Source organism: Chitinophaga filiformis (assembly GCF_021646545.1).
Classification (GTDB): Bacteria; Bacteroidota; Bacteroidia; order Chitinophagales; family Chitinophagaceae; genus Chitinophaga; species Chitinophaga filiformis_A.
Window position 1 is genome coordinate 1,233,689 of record NZ_JAKIRP010000001.1, and the last position, 17,310, is coordinate 1,250,998.

16 protein-coding genes are annotated in these 17,310 nt (G+C 44.0%); 13 read left to right on the forward strand and 3 right to left on the reverse strand.

Annotated features, from left to right (window positions below; genetic code table 11):
• Positions 1 to 35: 35 nt before the first annotated feature.
• The 6 genes from L3C95_RS05115 to L3C95_RS05140 all read left to right on the forward strand — a co-directional run bounded on the left by L3C95_RS05115 (position 36) and on the right by L3C95_RS05140 (position 8,988).
• Positions 36 to 644, forward strand: a complete 609-nt coding sequence (locus L3C95_RS05115) for an RNA polymerase sigma factor (protein ID WP_236385692.1) — start codon at positions 36 to 38, stop codon at positions 642 to 644.
• 98 nt (positions 645 to 742) lie between these two features.
• Positions 743 to 1,744, forward strand: coding sequence for a FecR family protein (locus tag L3C95_RS05120; protein ID WP_236385693.1), 1,002 nt, complete (start codon positions 743 to 745; stop codon positions 1,742 to 1,744).
• 68 nt (positions 1,745 to 1,812) lie between these two features.
• A complete protein-coding gene (locus tag L3C95_RS05125; protein ID WP_236385694.1) occupies positions 1,813 to 5,235 on the forward strand; it encodes a SusC/RagA family TonB-linked outer membrane protein in 3,423 nt (1,140 codons plus the stop codon).
• Positions 5,236 to 5,246: 11 nt separating this feature from the next.
• Positions 5,247 to 6,710, forward strand: a complete 1,464-nt coding sequence (locus L3C95_RS05130; protein WP_236385695.1) for a RagB/SusD family nutrient uptake outer membrane protein — start codon at positions 5,247 to 5,249, stop codon at positions 6,708 to 6,710.
• A 16-nt stretch (positions 6,711 to 6,726) separates the two neighbouring features.
• Positions 6,727 to 7,557: a DUF4843 domain-containing protein gene (locus L3C95_RS05135; RefSeq protein WP_236385697.1), complete on the forward strand. Its 831-nt coding sequence runs from the start codon at positions 6,727 to 6,729 to the stop codon at positions 7,555 to 7,557.
• A 15-nt stretch (positions 7,558 to 7,572) separates the two neighbouring features.
• A complete protein-coding gene (locus tag L3C95_RS05140; protein WP_236385698.1) occupies positions 7,573 to 8,988 on the forward strand; it encodes a PKD-like family lipoprotein in 1,416 nt (471 codons plus the stop codon).
• Positions 8,989 to 9,090: 102 nt separating this feature from the next.
• Here L3C95_RS05140 and L3C95_RS05145 read toward each other — a convergent pair whose 3' ends face one another.
• On the reverse strand, positions 9,091 to 9,564 hold the full coding sequence (locus tag L3C95_RS05145; protein ID WP_236385699.1) for a hypothetical protein: 474 nt from the start codon (positions 9,562 to 9,564) through the stop codon (positions 9,091 to 9,093).
• A gap of 42 nt (positions 9,565 to 9,606) precedes the next feature.
• Positions 9,607 to 10,005: a nuclear transport factor 2 family protein gene (locus tag L3C95_RS05150; protein WP_236385700.1), complete on the reverse strand. Its 399-nt coding sequence runs from the start codon at positions 10,003 to 10,005 to the stop codon at positions 9,607 to 9,609.
• 104 nt (positions 10,006 to 10,109) lie between these two features.
• On the opposite strand from L3C95_RS05150, the gene L3C95_RS05155 reads away from it, so the two are divergent.
• The 6 genes from L3C95_RS05155 to L3C95_RS05180 all read left to right on the forward strand — a co-directional run bounded on the left by L3C95_RS05155 (position 10,110) and on the right by L3C95_RS05180 (position 14,908).
• On the forward strand, positions 10,110 to 11,102 hold the full coding sequence (locus tag L3C95_RS05155; RefSeq protein WP_236385701.1) for an AraC family transcriptional regulator: 993 nt from the start codon (positions 10,110 to 10,112) through the stop codon (positions 11,100 to 11,102).
• A gap of 22 nt (positions 11,103 to 11,124) precedes the next feature.
• Positions 11,125 to 11,538 carry a hypothetical protein gene (locus L3C95_RS05160; RefSeq protein WP_236385702.1) on the forward strand — a complete coding sequence of 138 codons (414 nt, stop codon included), beginning with the start codon at positions 11,125 to 11,127 and terminating at the stop codon, positions 11,536 to 11,538.
• Between the two features lie 167 nt (positions 11,539 to 11,705).
• Entirely contained in the window at positions 11,706 to 11,987 is a 282-nt protein-coding gene (locus tag L3C95_RS05165) for a hypothetical protein (protein WP_106600436.1), read from the forward strand.
• Positions 11,988 to 12,058: 71 nt separating this feature from the next.
• On the forward strand, positions 12,059 to 12,847 hold the full coding sequence (locus L3C95_RS05170; RefSeq protein ID WP_236385703.1) for a PhzF family phenazine biosynthesis protein: 789 nt from the start codon (positions 12,059 to 12,061) through the stop codon (positions 12,845 to 12,847).
• 450 nt (positions 12,848 to 13,297) lie between these two features.
• Entirely contained in the window at positions 13,298 to 14,089 is a 792-nt protein-coding gene (locus tag L3C95_RS05175; protein WP_236385705.1) for an ester cyclase, read from the forward strand.
• Positions 14,090 to 14,119: 30 nt separating this feature from the next.
• On the forward strand, positions 14,120 to 14,908 hold the full coding sequence (locus tag L3C95_RS05180) for a carbon-nitrogen hydrolase family protein (RefSeq protein WP_236385707.1): 789 nt from the start codon (positions 14,120 to 14,122) through the stop codon (positions 14,906 to 14,908).
• 72 nt (positions 14,909 to 14,980) lie between these two features.
• Here L3C95_RS05180 and L3C95_RS05185 read toward each other — a convergent pair whose 3' ends face one another.
• Complete coding sequence (locus tag L3C95_RS05185) at positions 14,981 to 15,634, reverse strand: alpha/beta family hydrolase (protein WP_236385708.1); 654 nt, start codon at positions 15,632 to 15,634, stop codon at positions 14,981 to 14,983.
• A 224-nt stretch (positions 15,635 to 15,858) separates the two neighbouring features.
• Here L3C95_RS05185 and L3C95_RS05190 point away from each other — a divergent pair, with 224 nt between their 5' ends.
• Positions 15,859 to 17,286 carry an AAA family ATPase gene (locus L3C95_RS05190; RefSeq protein ID WP_236385710.1) on the forward strand — a complete coding sequence of 476 codons (1,428 nt, stop codon included), beginning with the start codon at positions 15,859 to 15,861 and terminating at the stop codon, positions 17,284 to 17,286.
• The last annotated feature ends 24 nt before the right edge of the window (positions 17,287 to 17,310 follow it).

Genomic DNA, 17,310 nt, shown 5'->3' on the forward strand with positions numbered 1-17,310 from the left:
CACCATATATGATAGTATAATTTAAAAGGTAATAGTTGGAGGAGATCTGGTATACCGAGCTTTCAGACCAGGAGCTTTGGAGCAGGCTGATAAATGGGGATGAGGGCGCTTTGGCCTTCATTTATAATACATGGTTCCCAGCATTATATAAGTATGGGATGAAGTTACATGCGGACAGCAGCCGGATAAAGGACTGCATACATGACCTCTTTGTAGCACTGTGGCATGGCCGTGCTAATTTGTCCGTTACGGACAATATCAGGTTTTACCTGTTCGCCAGCCTCAAAAGACATATCGCAAAGCACATTCAGAAAGACGGCATATTCAGTTTATTTGGCAGTTTTGGGCCTGATAATCATTCTCATATGCCTTCTCATGAACAAAAAATGATAGACCAGCAGTCTCATGACGAGCGAAAAAGGAAGCTCGCCAAAGTGATCGATAAATTACCCAAGCGCCAGAAAGAAATCCTCTACCTACGATATTATGAGGGGCTGTCAACCGAGGAAACCGCCGAAATTATGTCGTTAAGTATTAACTCCACATACGTATTATTATCAAAAGCATTGAATTATCTTAAAAATCATAGCGGAGAACTGATGGTTTTACTAATTTCCTGGGGGGGACAACACAGAAGCTTCTAAATATTTTATAGTTTTTTTAAAAAAAGATCGAAAAAGACGCTAAGATTTTTCGATTCTGTTGCTTTAGTATATAAAGCTTAGCTGAGTAGCGCCCGATTATGGATTACAAAGATTACACAGTAAGGGATTTTCTGCATGATGAACTGTTCCGTAAATGGATCACTGATCCCGACTACGATACTGAGCTTTTCTGGGAAACCTGGATGCGTGAAAACCCTGATCAACGTAATACCGCCGAGCAGGCCCGTGATGTATTGTTGATGATAGGAACTGAGGAATATACACCTACAGCGGAAGAGCAGGCAGAAGTCTGGAGCAGGATCGCCTATACTATCCGGGAGACTCCTCAGAAGACGGCCGTCTTTGCAATGTGGCGCTATGCCGCAGTTTTCCTGGGAGTACTTGCTGTTGCAGCAGCTAGCTGGCTTTTCCTCCATAGGGGAAAAGCTATCGAAGTTACCTATGCCACGACTTATGGTGAAACTAAGAAAATAGTATTACCGGATAGCTCAGTGGTAAGGCTGAACGCTAATTCTACACTCAGGTACAGTATCAGCAGAAATAGCACGCGTGAGATATGGCTTGACGGAGAAGGCTTTTTCTCTGTTGTACATGATAATGACAATGCGGCTTTCCTCGTACATACATCAGACGTAGATGTACAGGTGATCGGTACCGAATTTAACGTAAACACCAGGAGGGTAATGACGCGTGTGGTATTGAATAACGGAGCTGTAAAATTAAAGCTGAATGGCGAAGGTCAGGAGGATATTAAAATGAAGCCGGGTGAAATGGTGAGCTATTCCACTGCCACTCGTCAGTTGGTCCGCAGGAATGTAAATCCTGCTGATTATAATGCATGGCTTGACAATATGTTCGTTTTTAATGAAACACCTATTGTGGAAGTTGCTGCAGTGTTACAGGAAAATCTAGGAATCAATTTGAATATAGAAGATCAGGAATTACAGAAAGAGTTATTTACAGGTAGCATACCAATGTCGGATGTAGAAATATTTTTCAGGACTTTATCTCGTTCCTTACATGTGGTTATCGAAAAAAAGGACAATAACAGTTATAGCATCAGGAAAAAGAAAACCTAGTCTAGTTTAGTTTATAAAAATCAACCAACCTTAATCTATTGCTTATGCCTGGAAATTACTTTAGGTGTATGGGGAGTCGTGCTGCCCTGTTATTACTATTGCCTGCCATGGGCTACGCAGGCAATAAGAGCCATTATACTCAACAGCAACAGCTGTTTTCATCAATCAATGCTACACAGCATGAAGGTGGACGGCAGTCACTGAAAGAGGTCCTTGTTTCATTGGAGACCAGGTACAAAGTAAGAATTAATTACATCGGTCAGAGCATCGGGAGCATGCAGACGGAACCTCCTGCTGCAAAAACAACATCTGAAAAATTCATACAGTACCTGAACAGGTTTCTGAAGCCGCTTAAATTAGAAGCTGAAGAAGCAGGGGCGAATGTATATATCATATACAAACAGGAAGCACCAGCTCCTGCTCCCAAGCCTATACCTTCTGCCGAAAAAAAAGAAACAGAAGAACAGCAAAAGCCGGTAATGGTCAACATTAGCGGAACCGTTACAGATGATGCAGGGGTAGCGCTGCCTGGTGTAACTGTTGTAGTTAAGGGAACTTCAAATGGTGTGCATACCGCCAACGACGGTAAGTATGAACTGAAGAATGTTCCTGAAAATGCGCACCTGATTTTCAGCTTCATCGGTTTTAAATCACAGGAGATAGTATTGAAAGGGCAGACTGTTCTTAACGTTCGCCTGAAGACAGATGTGCAGGCGGTGAAAGATGTGGTGGTAACAGGATACTACGAAATTAAAAAAGAGAGCTTTACAGGTATTGCTACTGTGCTAACGGCTGATGATGTAAAAAGGGTGAATCCTCAGAATATTCTCAGCAGTCTTCAGTCCTATGATCCTTCTTTCAAACTGGTAGAGAATAACATCCTGGGATCTAATCCCAACAGGATACCCAATATCAATGTAAGAGGTACTACGGCTCTTCCCAGCGCCGACGTTTCCAAGTTGACCAGAAATAGTATGCTGACAGGAGTAACCAATCAGCCGACTTTTATATTGGATGGTTATGAAGTGAATGTGCAGAGCATCTTTGACCTTGATCCGAACAGGATCGCTTCCCTTACTTTGTTAAAGGATGCTGCAGCAACCGCTATCTATGGTTCCAGAGCGGCGAATGGCGTTGTCGTGATCCGCACCAAGACACCGAAAGAAGGCAAGCTGACAGTGAACTATGGTTATGAAATGACACTGAATGCGCCTGATCTTTCTGACTACCATGTGCTGAATGCTGCTGACAAACTGGAATATGAGCGGCTGGCTGAATTGTATGTGTCTGACGAGGTAAGTAATCCGCTTGATCTGGAGATGCGTTACTATCAGAAAAAGAAGAATGTACTGAGCGGTGTAAACACTTATTGGTTATCACAACCGCTGCAGGTAGATCTGGGACATAAGCATTCTCTCTATCTTGAAGGTGGAACACCGGTAGTAAAATATGGTATCGACGTACGTTACCAGACCAACAATGGTGTCATGAAAGGCTCTTACAGAAAGCGCTATGGACTGGCTGCTTCTCTGTCTTATAATGTACAGAACAAGATCCAGTTCAGGAACCAGATCTCCATATCGCAGGTGGATGGAAGAGAGTCTCCTTACCGGGAGTTTTCGAACTATGTAAGAATGAATCCCTACTATCCGATGACAGATTCTACAGGACGGTTGTTGCGTGAAATAGATAAATGGAGTTATCGGACCGGGGCCGCTGCTACGCCTCAAACCGACCCTGTGTTAAACCCGCTATATGAAGCGACTACCGGAAGCGTAGAGAAGTCTGAATATGTGGAATTCATGGATGCATTTTCCGGTGAATGGACGATAGATCCTGCATTGAGATTAAGAGGACAGATCAGCCTGACGAAAAGAAGGTCTACTGCTGATAAATTTGTGTCTCCTCTCAGTAACGACTACTATAATGTAACCGGCGATGCGTTGAAGGATCGTGGTAAGTATACTTTTGCTGACGAAGATTTCTGGCAGGCAGATGGTAGCCTGACATTGAGTTATTCAAAACAGATCCGTCACAGTTTCCTCAACCTTTCACTGGGTACCAATATCCAGAACAGAAGTAATGACAGGAAAACATTTGTAGCGCAGGGGTTCTCTAATGACAGGTTCTCCCAGATAGGTTTTGCCCGCCGCTATGAAATAGATGGTTCTCCCGATGGAGAATATGCACAGGACAGGTTAATCGGTTCTTTCCTTTACGCTAACTATTCCTATAAAAACAAGATCCTGATGGATGGTACCGTTCGTCTGGATGGTTCATCCAAGTTCGGTACCGACTCCAGGATGGCTACCTTCTGGTCTTACGGTATAGGTTATAATGTACATAACGAAAAGTTCATTCCCCGTAATATCATCTCCCAGCTTACTTTAAGGGCCACTACCGGTTTGACGGGCGATGTGTCCTTTCCGTCCTATTTATCCAATACCACCTATCAGTATTACAGCAATGACTGGTACTCTACCGGCGTAGGCGCTATATTCAAGGCCTATGGTAACTCTGCACTGAAATGGCAACGTACGAAGAACTATGATGCCGGTGTAGAACTGGATCTGTTCAACGGAAGATTTTACATCAATCCACGTTACTACTATAAATTAACCAAAGACCTGCTGGCGGATATTATTGTACCTCCATCCGCCGGTTATACTGAGTACAAAGCCAACCTGGGTGAAATGATCAACAGGGGCTTCGAAGTGAACGTACGCAGTATGGTGCTGAGAGGAAATGACTGGTCTTTCAACTTGTTTGCTAACCTGGTGACCAATAAGAATAAGATCACCAAGATCTCTAACGCGCTGAAGAGTTACAACGATAAGGTAGATGATAAACAGGAATCTGATCCTAACCTGAACTCTGTTCCATTGCTGCGTTTCAGGGAAGGAGAGTCGCTCAATACCATCTATGCGGTAAGATCAATGGGAATCGATCCTGAGAACGGTAAAGAGATCTTTGTAAAAAAAGATGGCACCTATACACATATCTACAGTGTGAAAGACATGGTACCGGTAGGCGACATGACGACGAAGATAGAAGGAACATTCGGCGCCGGCATGTACTATCGCAACTGGATAGCTGAGGTGCGTTTCTATGGAAAAGGAGGTGGAGACCTTTATAATCAGACACTGGTAGACCGTGTGGAGAATGCTGATCCGCGGTATAATGTAGACCAGCGTGTACTCGACTCCCGCTGGAAGAACCCGGGCGATCATGCTTTATACAAAGACATAGCGGACCATGGTTCGACCCGTACTTCCTCCCGTTTTGTACAGCGTGACAATGTGATAGAACTGAGATCAGTTTATCTGGCTTATAATGTTCCGCCAACAGTAGCCAAACGTTATAAGATGAACAACCTGCGCTGTGCATTGAACCTGAATGATGTATGGCGTACATCCACGATCGAGGCGGAAAGAGGTATTGACTATCCGTTTGCGAGAACATTCACATTCTCATTATCTACTCAGTTCTAAAAAGAAGCAAGATGAAGAAATATTATCTACTCATAATATTGATGGCGGGCCTGGTGTCATGTAAGAAATGGCTGGATGTGACACCGCAATCGGAAATAGCGCAGAACGTACTTTTTAGTACACAGGCCGGCTTTGAAGAGGCGTTAAATGGAGTGTACAGCCGTTGTGCCCGGGAAGATAGCTATGGCAAGGAGATCACTTGTGGCTTTCTGGATGTACTGGCGCAGAATTATGTTATTACAAACCTGGACCCACAGGCATACCGGCAGACGGCACTGTATAATTATGATGATGAGCACTTCATGAATAGAAGGGATGATGCATGGAAGGCATTGTATGCTGCTATCGCCAACAGTAATCTTATACTGCATCATATAGATGCTAAGAAGGATGTTTTTACAGGACGGGAATATGAACTGATCAAGGGAGAGGCGCTGGCATTGCGTGCATATCTTCATTTTGATCTGCTGCGTTTATTTGGTCCTTCCTATGTAAATGATCCTGGTGCCTTGGCTATTCCCTATGTTGTAGACTTTACCAATAAAGTAACACCGATGTCTACTGTCGCAGGTGTGCTGGACACAGCGATCCAGGACCTCACTGCTGCCAGGGAATTATTGAAGATATCTGATCCTATTCTGGACGCGGGTTATAAGGTAGGATATCCCGTGAAAGATTCCAGTACCGAGGAAACAGGTCCGTTGTTCCTGCAGAATCGTCGCCATCGCATGAACTATTATGCTGTGTGTGGAGAACTGGCCCGGATTTATCTGTACAAAGGTGATAAAGCGAAAGCGCTCGCCAGTGCACTGGAAGTGATCAACTCGAATAAATTCCCCTGGACACGTCAGAATGATTTCCTGAACCCGGATGATGAGAAGAAGGACCGTATCCTGTACAGGGAGCTGTTGTTCGGATGGTATATTCCAAATACATCCGGTGCATTGAATACCCGCTTCCGCGATGGAGAGAGTGCATTGTTCATCACTTCCAGTGAAGGGCAGAACCTTTATGAAACAGGTACCGTGGGTGGTGAGGATTTCCGTTATAAACAATGGTTCAGTGAAAAGAGTGGAGGATTAGGAACACGCATGCAGCTTGAGAAATACTACAGGGACGGCGATGCCAATATTCATTACCAGATGGCGCCCGCGCTGCGTTTAAGCGAGATGTATTATATAGCTGCTGAGTGCACTTTTGATACGGACCCACTGAAAGCATGGGGATATTTCAACACTGTAAGGTTCTACAGAGGAATAGGTACGGCTATCACCAATGAGCCGTCTAAGGATGTATTTATGACAGAGCTGGTGAAAGAATGCCGTAAGGAGTTTTATGGTGAAGGTCAGATCTTCTACATGTACAAACGGCTGAACAGACCAGTTACCGGCCTGGCTGGCGCCAGTTATGCCGCTACTAACAAGATGTTTGTACTGCCACTGCCAGACGATGAAATCCAATTTGGTAACAGATAAATAAACCTACAGCCAGATGAAAAAATATCTTTTATTCGGTGTTCTTTGCTGTATGGTATGTATTGCCTGCAAGAAAGAAGAAACGCCTTTATTCAATACTACTGAGAATGTCTATTTTGATTTTATGCCCGATGAGGATGATGATAAAACAGACAGCCTTCTTTATTCTTTTGCCTATTTCCCCGATAAAGGTGAAGACACGGTATTTATCCCGGTGAGGATCTCAGGTTTTCGTGTAAGCAGGGATAGGGCATTCATATTAAAAACAGTGGATAGCAGCACGACTGCAAAAGCATCTGTTCACTATGTTCCTTTAAAGGATAAATATATTATGTCTGCAGATTCGGGCATCTGTATGGTGCCGTTGATCCTCCTCAATAAGGACACGCTGCTGAAAACAAAAACGCTGACTATCGGACTTACGCTGATGCCAACAGAAGATCTGGGGGTAGCGTTCACCTTGCAGAACAAGGGTCTTGTGAAGTTCTCCAACCGACTGGAGAAACCCACCTGGTGGAACGCGTGGGCAGGTGAATTAGGGGAGTATTCAAGGGTAAAACATGAATTGTTTATCAGGGTGTCGGGCACCACTGAACTTGGTACCAACTTTCAGGACTTTAACGTGATCCCTAAAGCATTGTATCACACAAGGCGCTTCAAGTCTTTCCTGCTGGATCCGTTCAAGTGGGTGCAGCAATATGCAGAAGAAGGGTATGTGATCACGATGGAAGCTGACGGGTATTATTATTTCTATAGCAGTAAGAATCCTGATAGTAAATATCGCCTGGAAAAGAATCCTGATGACGGTCGGTATTATTTCAGGGATGAAAATGGTAAGCGTGTCTAAGTTAAATCTTGTACAATGAAAAGAAGACTTTTATATATACTGATAGCCTCATTAGTGCCCTTTCTTTCGGCATGCTTTAAAGATAAAGGGAACTATGACTATATAAAACTCGGTGAACCGCTTGTATCTGATCTGGATACGCTTTATACGGTATTTACAGGAGATAGCCTGGTCATATCTCCTAAAATCGTGTTACCCGAAGGGAGAACTGATATGACCTGTTACTGGAAGATCGACATCCCGGAAGAAGCACGTTCCGATGATTATACAGGAACAGAACTGAGAATTGTTTATGGCCTGGGCGCAAAGAAGTACAATGCTTTGCTGACAGTGAGGGACAACGGTACCGGTATGCAGTATTACTACAAATTTGTTATAAGCGGGAAAACTGCATTCACGACAGGTACGCTGGTATTGACGGACCAAGGGGGACAGGCCAAATTGTCGTTCATAAAACCGGACGGCACAGTACAGTCGGATCTTTATCCATCAATTAATGGTGAGAACATTGGAACAAATCCTTTACAGATTATTCCGTTGAGAAACACCGGTTATATGAATGTTAATTTCGCATATTGGATCGTGTGTGCAGATGCGGCAAATCCTGCGGTTGAAATTAACAGTGATGATCTGAAACGGATGAAGTACCTGAAGGAAAACTTTTATGATCCGCCGGGAGAGTTGCTCCCTAATTACTTCCAGCGCCTGCTTAATGGAACTACTACTGCCGTAATGAATGAAAAACTGTATATAGGTACTACGGAAACAGCTCCGTTCGGCACCTATTACGGTTATTTCGGTAGTCCGGTGCCGGGTGTTTATAATCTGGCTTCAGACCTTGTTTATGCTTACACCAATGACGGGGCTTACTACCTCGGATTTGATAAGGTGAAGAAGTGTTTCCTGCGTTTTGATCCGACCACTTATTTCGGTACAGATTACATCCAGGAAGATTCACTTTTTAATCCCAAGAATCTGAAGATGGACCTGTTGGAGATGGAGAAGATCACGGAGAATGATGTTTATGCATTTTGCGACAGCGTTGGCCAGGCTTATGAACTGAAGTTCAGCCTGGATTTCCTGAAGGGGAATTCGCGTTTCAAAACAGGTTACAAGCGTAAATTTAAAGGCGATAGTCTCCTTACCGCTCAAACCAAATGGCAGTCATCTCCTGTAGGAACGTTCTTCTTCACTTCAAATGATAAGATTTACCGTTACAACCCGATTAACCAGGAGTTGAGACAGCTGGATGCCAATTTCGGCGGAAAGCAGGTGACGATGATAAAGATGCAGGAGGATGGCAATAGGCTTGTTGCAGGCACAGAAAACAGCATTTATACACTCGATATAAGTACCGGTAAGTATGGTAATATACTCAGCCAGGTGGATGGCCTCCCGGGAAAAGTAGTTGATATTTTTATAAGACAATGACATCAGTTATCCTATCCTATAAAACCTATTTAACCAACCATTAGCCCTACAACAAAAAGCCCCGCGATACTTCGCGGGGCTTTGTTATGCAGGTGTATGCTGTTATTTGCAGGCGCTTTTTACAAAAGGAACATCTTCAAACTTCAGCTTACTTTGATCTTTGTCAAATACAGGATTTCCCTCGGCGTCAAGAGAAGACGATATTGCTTCAAATACCTGGTCGTTTTCCACTTTAAATACGATGGGCCTTTTGCTGATCGTACCTTCGCTCATAAAGCTGTATTCAGCCCTGATAACATTATTGGCAATGGTACCCATAATAACGCCTTCGTTCTTATCTTTTTCGAAAAGGTGGTATTCCAACCGCCCATCAATTACTTCCTTGTCAGTTTTAAATTGAAGATAGGAGGTGTCCTTTCCAGAGATCTTAGTATAACACTGTTGAGCGGGTGCCGATGCCGGCGCTGTAACAGTTACAGTACTGGTGTCCTGCTCTTCCGTTTCAGGTGTATTACTGGCAGGTTGCTGACAACTAAACATCGCTAACAAGGCAGCAGCTACAAAATATGGTTTCATGTAACAAGTTTTGCCTTATAGAACGAATAGTGTGCCAGTAAGTTACTTGCCCCAGAAATTATCTTCCTGTGTAATATCAGCTGAATAGATCCTTGCCTTCACGATCCGGCCTCCCGTTACAGTATACACGTCGATATTGTCCACATCCAGTTGCTGACCTCCAGGTTGTGTAGCTGTCCAGCGGATAAGACAGGCTACGCTGTTGCCATTAGTGGTAATTGATTTTATCTCAGCCAGGCGAAGGGTGTTGCCTGTCACTTCGAACATACCGCCCACCATCTGAAAAACTTCTGTGACATTTCTCTTGATGCCGGAGAAGCGATTATTACCAGGTTGGTCCCATTCGATAGCGGTGTCCAGTAATGCAGCAAGTGTCTGGTTATCGCCTTTTTGTACTGCGGTCAGAAATTGAGTAACTACTTGTTTAGCCTGATTTTCCATATTGTTTGTTTTTAATTGAGTGATTTGATATAGCAAAACTATTTCCTGAACGCCCCGGCATTATTATCTTTATACGACAAACAATTACCATTTCACGACATGTTATGGAGAATAGCCGGAGACATTTTGTGCTGAACCTGATAGCCTATGCGGCCCTGCGAGACATTCCCGCCACACAGCTTTGCCGCTTGTCTGGAATAGAACTGGCTGCATTAAAAGCCGATACCGGTTACGCTGTTAGTAACCAGCAGCTGGATGCATTGTGGCAACAGGCCAGCCAGTTGTCGGAAGATCCGCTATTCGGATTGCACTTTGGCGAGTCATTGCAATTGTCGGCCCTTGGTATTGTCGGAGAAATCATCAGAACCAGTGATACAGTAGGGATGGCAGTGGAGAAGGCATCATCTTTAGCGTACCTGCTGACGGATTTGTTCAGAATAGTGGTGGAGTCTTCCGGAACTGTCTTTACCATTCGCTTCCTGCCACAGACAGAAAGACCGGAGGCTTTTTCCTTTCGCCAGACACTGGAGTTGTTCATGGTTTTTGTAGTGCATGAAATGGATGGGTTATTGCTGCGGAAAATAAAGCCTGTCGCCGTACGATTGCCCTACCGCGTCGGGAATGCGGAAGAATATGCAAGGGTATTCCGGTGTACAGTAGAGAAAAGTGCTGAATATGCACTCGCGTTTGACCGCGAATACCAGCAGGAGCCCCTGCTTACAGCGAACTATGATATGCAGCAGGCTTTATTGCGAAGAGTCAATGAAAGCACAACAGTAACGACGGGAGCATTAGGAGAGAAGATCCGGCATTACCTGCTGACAAATGCGTATCTTGGAATACCTTCATTGAATGAGATTGCTGCTAATTTTAACGTCAGTCCCAGAACATTACAACGTAAACTAAAGGAGGAGGGCATCAGCTACCAGGATGTAGCCGATGAGGTCAGAAAATCGCTGGCTATTCATTACCTGGAAGAAGGCGGCTATCCCGTAAAAGAGATATCGTATATGCTGGGGTATAATGAGCTAAGTGCTTTTACAAGGGCATTTAAAAGATGGACAGGCAGGACGCCGGTCAGTTTTCAGAAAGAATAATACAACGTTTACAACTATAACTATGGAAGCTAATAAGCCTATTGGCTGGTACCTCAAAGAGGCCGATCAGCAAATCACATCTTATATGAATGATGGTTTCAAAGACCTCTCTGTCACACGTTTTCACTGGATGGTGATACGGAACATTGCAGAGCGCGGACGCATCAATACCTGGCAGTTTTTCCAGGAAGTAAAGAACTTCGTTACCGTACAGGAATATGGGGAGATCATACAGTCATTCGCAGACCGTGGTTGGGTAGTGATGGGGGCAGAAGATACATGTTCCCTTACTGCGGCAGGAGAGGAGGGCTATAAAAATCTTGCAGCGCTGCAGCAGGAAAGGGCTGCACATATGATGCGTGGAATCAGTGATGCCGAGTATAAATTAACCCTTAGTGTATTGAACAGGATCATAGAAAATATTGTTCAACAATAGGCGACTAATGGTCAGGTCTGTTTCAATGTAACTGCCGTTGCAGTCGTGGGTAGTTTGCAGGTATAACAGGGTATAAAAAACAAAAACTGTTTTTGTGGTGTAAATGATTTATCGATACTTTTGTCTGGTCTTTAAATCGTGGTTATTATCAATAAAAATATATTAATATGGCAAAGTTACCCAAGTTTATGATTGCAGACGATCCAGTAACGGATCCTGACAATGAATATATCTTTCATACCGAGCAGCCACGTTTCTTCGCTAAACGGGTAGAAGAAGACGAGGAGAAGGCTTATATTGATATTGTGGCAGAGGTTGATAATGTCGATGAGTACTTCAAAAATGCTCCTGGTAAGAAGGAAGAACTCCTTGACCAGCTGGAAGAATGGTACTATTCCTATCTTGAGTGGCTGGAAGAAGATGAGTATGATGATGAAGACGAAGAGTAACTGATCAGTTTAAAAAATTATTGGGAAGTCAGCATATGCTGACTTTCTCTGTTTAGATAGAATGTTTTGACATGACCGAACTTAACTTATACCAGGTAGATGCTTTTACGGACCATGTTTTTGGTGGTAACCCGGCATGTGTTGTTCCCCTTGAATCCTGGTTGCCTGATGACCAGTTATTGTTGCTGGCCAGGGAAAATGCGGTAGCCGAAACGGCTTTTTTCATTCCTCAGGGGGATGGTTACGCTTTGCGCTGGTTTACTCCGGATATAGAAATGGACCTCTGCGGGCATGCCACGCTGGCAACTGCCCATGTGATAAAGACGATCCTCGGTTATGGAAAGGATAAGATATTATTCAGCTCCGCCAGCGGACAGCTGGAAGTTAGTTTTAAGCACGACCTGTATGTGCTGGATTTCCCTTCCAGGAAGCCTGTCGAAGCGCCGCTGCCGGACATTATCAGCAGGGCTTTGGACAGACAGCCACTGGCTGTATTGAAAGCACGTGACTATGTACTGGTATATGGCGCCGAAAGTGACATACGGGATATCAGGATTAACCGGCAGGTGCTGGACCAGATCAATCTGGACCCCGGAGGAGTGATTGTTACTGCACAGGGTAGCGACTCCGACTTCGTTTCCCGCTTTTTTACGCCACAGGCATCTATACTGGAAGATCCTGTTACCGGGTCAGCTCATTGTTCACTGATACCCTATTGGAGTGAGCGCTTACAGAAGAAGGAATTAACTGCCCACCAGTTGTCTGAAAGGGTGGGAACGCTTTATTGCACGGATATGGGAGAACGTGTGCTGATAGCAGGTAATGCGCGTACTTATTCGGCAGGAAAATGCTGGATATGAGTGGCAGAAGCAGCTATACAATAAACGTATTTTAAAAAGGGGCTATATTTTCAGCCCCTTTTTTATTGATTCAAACTTGCATATGACCAGGATATGACCAGGATTAACTTCCGATTGTCTTCCGATCAAATCGGAGGATAATCGGAAGTTAATCCTGGTCATATCCTGGTCATATCCTGGTTATATCCCGGGCCTTGCGCCTCACGGCAGCACTTTTCCACAGCGAAGGAAAATGCAGTTAAGGGACAGCATTTTGCAGTTAAAGGACAGCTTTTGGCAGTTGAAGGACATTGTTCAAAACCGCATTCAGATCTTCACTAACATTGTCTCACGAATCACGGTTATACTTATCCTCTAACCACCCAATGATAATGTAGGTAAAGCTTAAATCAATGATTTTTTACAATTCCGGCCCCTCTGCCCCCGGTAACTTTGTAAAAACAAAAATCAATGAAAAGCTTACTATACCTGGTTTCAGCGATGTTGTTGTCTCAGATGACCATAGCGCAGGTTGCAAACAAAAAGGAGGTTAATATGCAAAACAAAGAAGTAATCAGAAGACTCTATGACGAGGCAATGAACAAAAGAAATACAGCTTTACTGCCCGAGCTGATATCAGCCGCTTATGACGGTCCTGATTTCAAACAGGTGGTTACCGGATTGACTGATGCTTTCCCGGACGCACAATGGATAGTGAAAGATGTGGTGGCAGAAGGTAATAAAGTGGTTGTATTCCAGCAATTTCAGGGTACACACCGTGGTACGTTCCAACATATCCCGGCTACCGGAAGAAGAGTGGCAAGTGATGGCGTGGTTGCATACGAGTTAAAGGATGGGAAAGTCATTCATAGTGAAACACTCACCAATCGGTTAGGTTTTTTGCAGGAACTGGGTGTGCTTCCCCGTGACATTAATGGTAGCCCGGACAATGTGATTTTCATAGACAAGTTCATTGTTCCCGCAGGCGCCACAAAAGAGTTCTTTGAAAGAGTGAAGATCAACCGCGATCTTATCAAAACGGTGCCTGGTTTTATCAGGGATGCAGCATATACTTATACAGACAGTGATGGCAATACAGTATGTGTAACGGTAGCAGTATGGGCCAATAAGGCTGCATTCGAACAGGCCAGGGAAACGGTACAGGCATCGTATAAGAAGGAGGGATTTGATATGCCTGGTATGTTGAAGCGCTTGAATATTACAATTGACAGAGGCGTATATAGAGAGATGTTGCCACAATAAATTAACTTTGCATCTTACAAAGACTGCACAATGAAAATCGCTCTGGCTTCCCCTCCTTTTCCCAAGTCGATCAATGACGGATTATTCTGGCTTGAAAAATTAGTAAAAGATGCAGCTGCGGCGCAGGCTGAGATTATCTGTTTTCCTGAATCATATCTTCCTGGCTATCCGGGGATGGGATACGAAGCAGAAGACCGCACACAGGAAAGGTTGCAGGCAGCATTAGACAAAGTATGTGCAATTGCTTCAGAAAATTCAATTGCTATTATAGTTCCCATGGATTGGCATTATGAAGGGAAATTATTGAATGTGGCTTTTGTTGTTGCTGCCAGTGGAGAAGTGTTAGGATTCCAATCCAAGAATCAGTTAGATCCTACGGAAGACAATCTGTGGGAAGCAGGTACCGAGCGGCAGCTCTTTGAGGTCAATGGTGTGAAGTTCGGTATTACTATCTGTCATGAAGGATTCCGTTATCCTGAGTCTGTGAGATGGGCTGCACAGCGGGATGCTAAGATTGTGTTTTTTCCTCATTTTGGAGGAAGTAATACTGAGGGTATATTGCCTAAAGAGTGGGGCAGCAAAGAGAATCCTTACTATGAAAAAGCGATCATGCTGAGAGCAATGGAGAATACCATTTATATGGCAAGCTCTAATTATGCGTCGCTTTATCCTGATGCAGCATCGTCAGTGGTAGCACCTGATGGTACTTGCGTTAAACATGAAGTGTATGGCAGGGTAGGGGTGATAGTAGCTGACGTCGATCCTTCACGGGCAACAGGATTATTGGCGAAGCGATTTAAGAATGGACTTTACAGCTGATGGAATACATCATTGAGTACTCATGAGAATGGACACAAGCAGTGAGTGTGCAGTGTTGCCGTAGCTGATAGTTTACAGCCTTTTCTCTACCCATTGCTTTGTTTCATCTACCAGCAAAGACATCACATCTTTTTTACCGGCTTTAAAAGAATGATCTGCGCCTTCCAGCTTTACCAAAGTCGCTTTCTTCAGAGAACCACAGACTGTTTCAATCAGGTCCCAGGTAGCCAATGTATCTTTTGAGCCCTGCAGGAAAAGCATGGGTATTTTTATCTCTTTCAGATGATCGGCGCGTTCGATAGAAGGTTTACCGGCAGGGTGAAGTGGAAAGCCATAAAAGACGAGCCCCGCAACTTTACTATCTGGATTAGCTGCCAGGTATTGTGAACTCATTCTTCCTCCAAAAGATTTACCAGAAGCAAACAGCGGGAGTTTAGGCGCTAATTCATGCGCTTTCTTAATAGCGGCTTCTATTGTTGCGTGTGCGACGGCAGGTGAATCTGGTCTGCCTTTTTTATTTTCAGTAAAAGGAAAATTAAACCGTAAGGTGGCGATGCCTGCTTTAGAGAGTGCTTCAGCTAAACTTTCCATGAAGATATGCTCCATACCGGCCCCGGCTCCATGTGCCAGGGTGAAGATACACGCTGGCTTGGCTGGCGTGATGTATTTGGCGGAGACTGTGCCTATGGCGGAAGATATCTCTAGTTTGAATGATTGCGTGCCCATCGTAAGTAAAGGTAAATTATATCATGTTTATACATCATAATTTTGATGCTGATAGTATCAAATTCCATCTGGCCGGCATGATTCTTACTGGTTTTGGCTGGGTATATGAAATTATACTCAGCCAAAACTCAGTAAAAAACTGGGTTTTGGCTGAGTATGAATAGCTATGCCCGGCCAAAAACGTGGAAAAAACGTACTTTTGGCTGAGTATAAAAGTGTGAATTATGCTGGTAGGACGTATAGAAGAACAAAAGATACTAGCTGGAAGAATTGCATCCGGAGAATCGGAGCTAATTGCAGTATACGGCCGACGTCGGGTTGGGAAGACGTTTCTTATCCGTAGTTATTTCAAAGAGAGGATCATTTTTGAGGTGACTGGAATTCATGGCGCTTCACTTAGGGAACAGTTACAGAATTTTGGTCTTGCGCTGCAAACTGCTATGAAGAGTAATGTGCCCATTGCTACGCCAGCGAATTGGATACAGGCATTTCACATCATGGATCAGTATCTGAATGGCTTACCCAAAAGTAAACCAGCAGTATTATTCTTTGATGAATTTCCCTGGTTTCATACCCAAAAGTCAGGCTTTCTGCAGGCATTTGAACATTGGTGGAATAGTTCTGCTTCAAAGAAAGATCATCTTAAAGTGATTATTTGCGGGTCGGCCGCTTCCTGGATGATCGACCAGGTGATCAATAACAAAGGAGGCTTGCATAACCGGGTGACTCAGACCATTCGCCTGCTCCCATTTACGCTTGCGGAAACCGAACAATATTTGCTTGGCCGGGGTATCCGGCTAAGCAAATATTTGATCCTACAGCTCTATATGGCCATAGGAGGGATACCGCACTATCTTAAGGGAATCCAAAAAGGAGAAAGTGTTGTTCAGGCGATAGATAGGCTGTGTTTTACTAAGGATGGTTTTTTAAAGGGTGAGTTCAAAAACCTTTACCAATCTTTGTTTAACGACTCTCATCACCACGAAGAGGTGATCCGTGCGCTTGCTAAGAATGCAAAAGGGCTTAGCCGCAACGAAATAATAGATGAATGTGGATTTAGTTCGGGCGGCTCAACGACCAAAATCCTGAATGAGCTTGAAGAATCAGGATTTATCACACCTTATGTCCCTTTTGGGAAAAATGAAAAAGAAAGCATCTATAAACTTTCCGATGAGTATTCTCTATTTTATCTGAAATTCATCGAACACGCCCTGGCCACTGGTGCGGGTACCTGGCTCCGGCAATCAACAACCGCCTCGTATACAAGTTGGAGCGGGTTTGCGTTTGAGTCGGTTTGTCAAAAACATGTTCTGCAGATCAAAAAGGCGTTGGGTATCGAAGGCGTATTTACTAAGGCTTCCAGTTGGCGATATAAGCCTGCTAAAGGAAAGAAGGGGGCACAGATCGATCTGCTGCTCGACAGGCAGGATAAAGTGATCAATCTTTGTGAAATGAAGTTTACCAATGGTGAATTTGTTATTGACAAAAAATATGCGGAGGAATTGGAAAATAAGAAGGCCGTGTTTCGGTCTGAAACGAAAACCAGGAGTACAATTTTTTCTACCATGATCACCACTTATGGTGTGAAGAAAAACGATTACTACCGCGACATCGTGGACGGGGAAGTACTAGCAGAAGATTTATTTAAATAAATAATCGTCGCCGTTCGGTAAAAA

What these genes read in the sequence shown, in the direction of transcription:
- L3C95_RS05165 (WP_106600436.1), top strand. Translation starts at nt 11,706, where the DNA reads ATGGCAAAGTTACCCAAGTTTATGATTGCAGACGATCCAGTAACGGAT.
- L3C95_RS05120 (WP_236385693.1), top strand. Translation starts at nt 743, where the DNA reads ATGGATTACAAAGATTACACAGTAAGGGATTTTCTGCATGATGAACTG.
- L3C95_RS05145 (WP_236385699.1), bottom strand. Translation starts at nt 9,564, where the DNA reads ATGAAACCATATTTTGTAGCTGCTGCCTTGTTAGCGATGTTTAGTTGT.
- L3C95_RS05185 (WP_236385708.1), bottom strand. Translation starts at nt 15,634, where the DNA reads ATGGGCACGCAATCATTCAAACTAGAGATATCTTCCGCCATAGGCACA.
- L3C95_RS05150 (WP_236385700.1), bottom strand. Translation starts at nt 10,005, where the DNA reads ATGGAAAATCAGGCTAAACAAGTAGTTACTCAATTTCTGACCGCAGTA.
- L3C95_RS05135 (WP_236385697.1), top strand. Translation starts at nt 6,727, where the DNA reads ATGAAAAAATATCTTTTATTCGGTGTTCTTTGCTGTATGGTATGTATT.
- L3C95_RS05160 (WP_236385702.1), top strand. Translation starts at nt 11,125, where the DNA reads ATGGAAGCTAATAAGCCTATTGGCTGGTACCTCAAAGAGGCCGATCAG.
- L3C95_RS05140 (WP_236385698.1), top strand. Translation starts at nt 7,573, where the DNA reads ATGAAAAGAAGACTTTTATATATACTGATAGCCTCATTAGTGCCCTTT.
- L3C95_RS05175 (WP_236385705.1), top strand. Translation starts at nt 13,298, where the DNA reads ATGAAAAGCTTACTATACCTGGTTTCAGCGATGTTGTTGTCTCAGATG.
- L3C95_RS05130 (WP_236385695.1), top strand. Translation starts at nt 5,247, where the DNA reads ATGAAGAAATATTATCTACTCATAATATTGATGGCGGGCCTGGTGTCA.
- L3C95_RS05125 (WP_236385694.1), top strand. Translation starts at nt 1,813, where the DNA reads ATGGGGAGTCGTGCTGCCCTGTTATTACTATTGCCTGCCATGGGCTAC.
- L3C95_RS05180 (WP_236385707.1), top strand. Translation starts at nt 14,120, where the DNA reads ATGAAAATCGCTCTGGCTTCCCCTCCTTTTCCCAAGTCGATCAATGAC.
- L3C95_RS05170 (WP_236385703.1), top strand. Translation starts at nt 12,059, where the DNA reads ATGACCGAACTTAACTTATACCAGGTAGATGCTTTTACGGACCATGTT.
- L3C95_RS05190 (WP_236385710.1), top strand. Translation starts at nt 15,859, where the DNA reads ATGCTGGTAGGACGTATAGAAGAACAAAAGATACTAGCTGGAAGAATT.
- L3C95_RS05155 (WP_236385701.1), top strand. Translation starts at nt 10,110, where the DNA reads ATGGAGAATAGCCGGAGACATTTTGTGCTGAACCTGATAGCCTATGCG.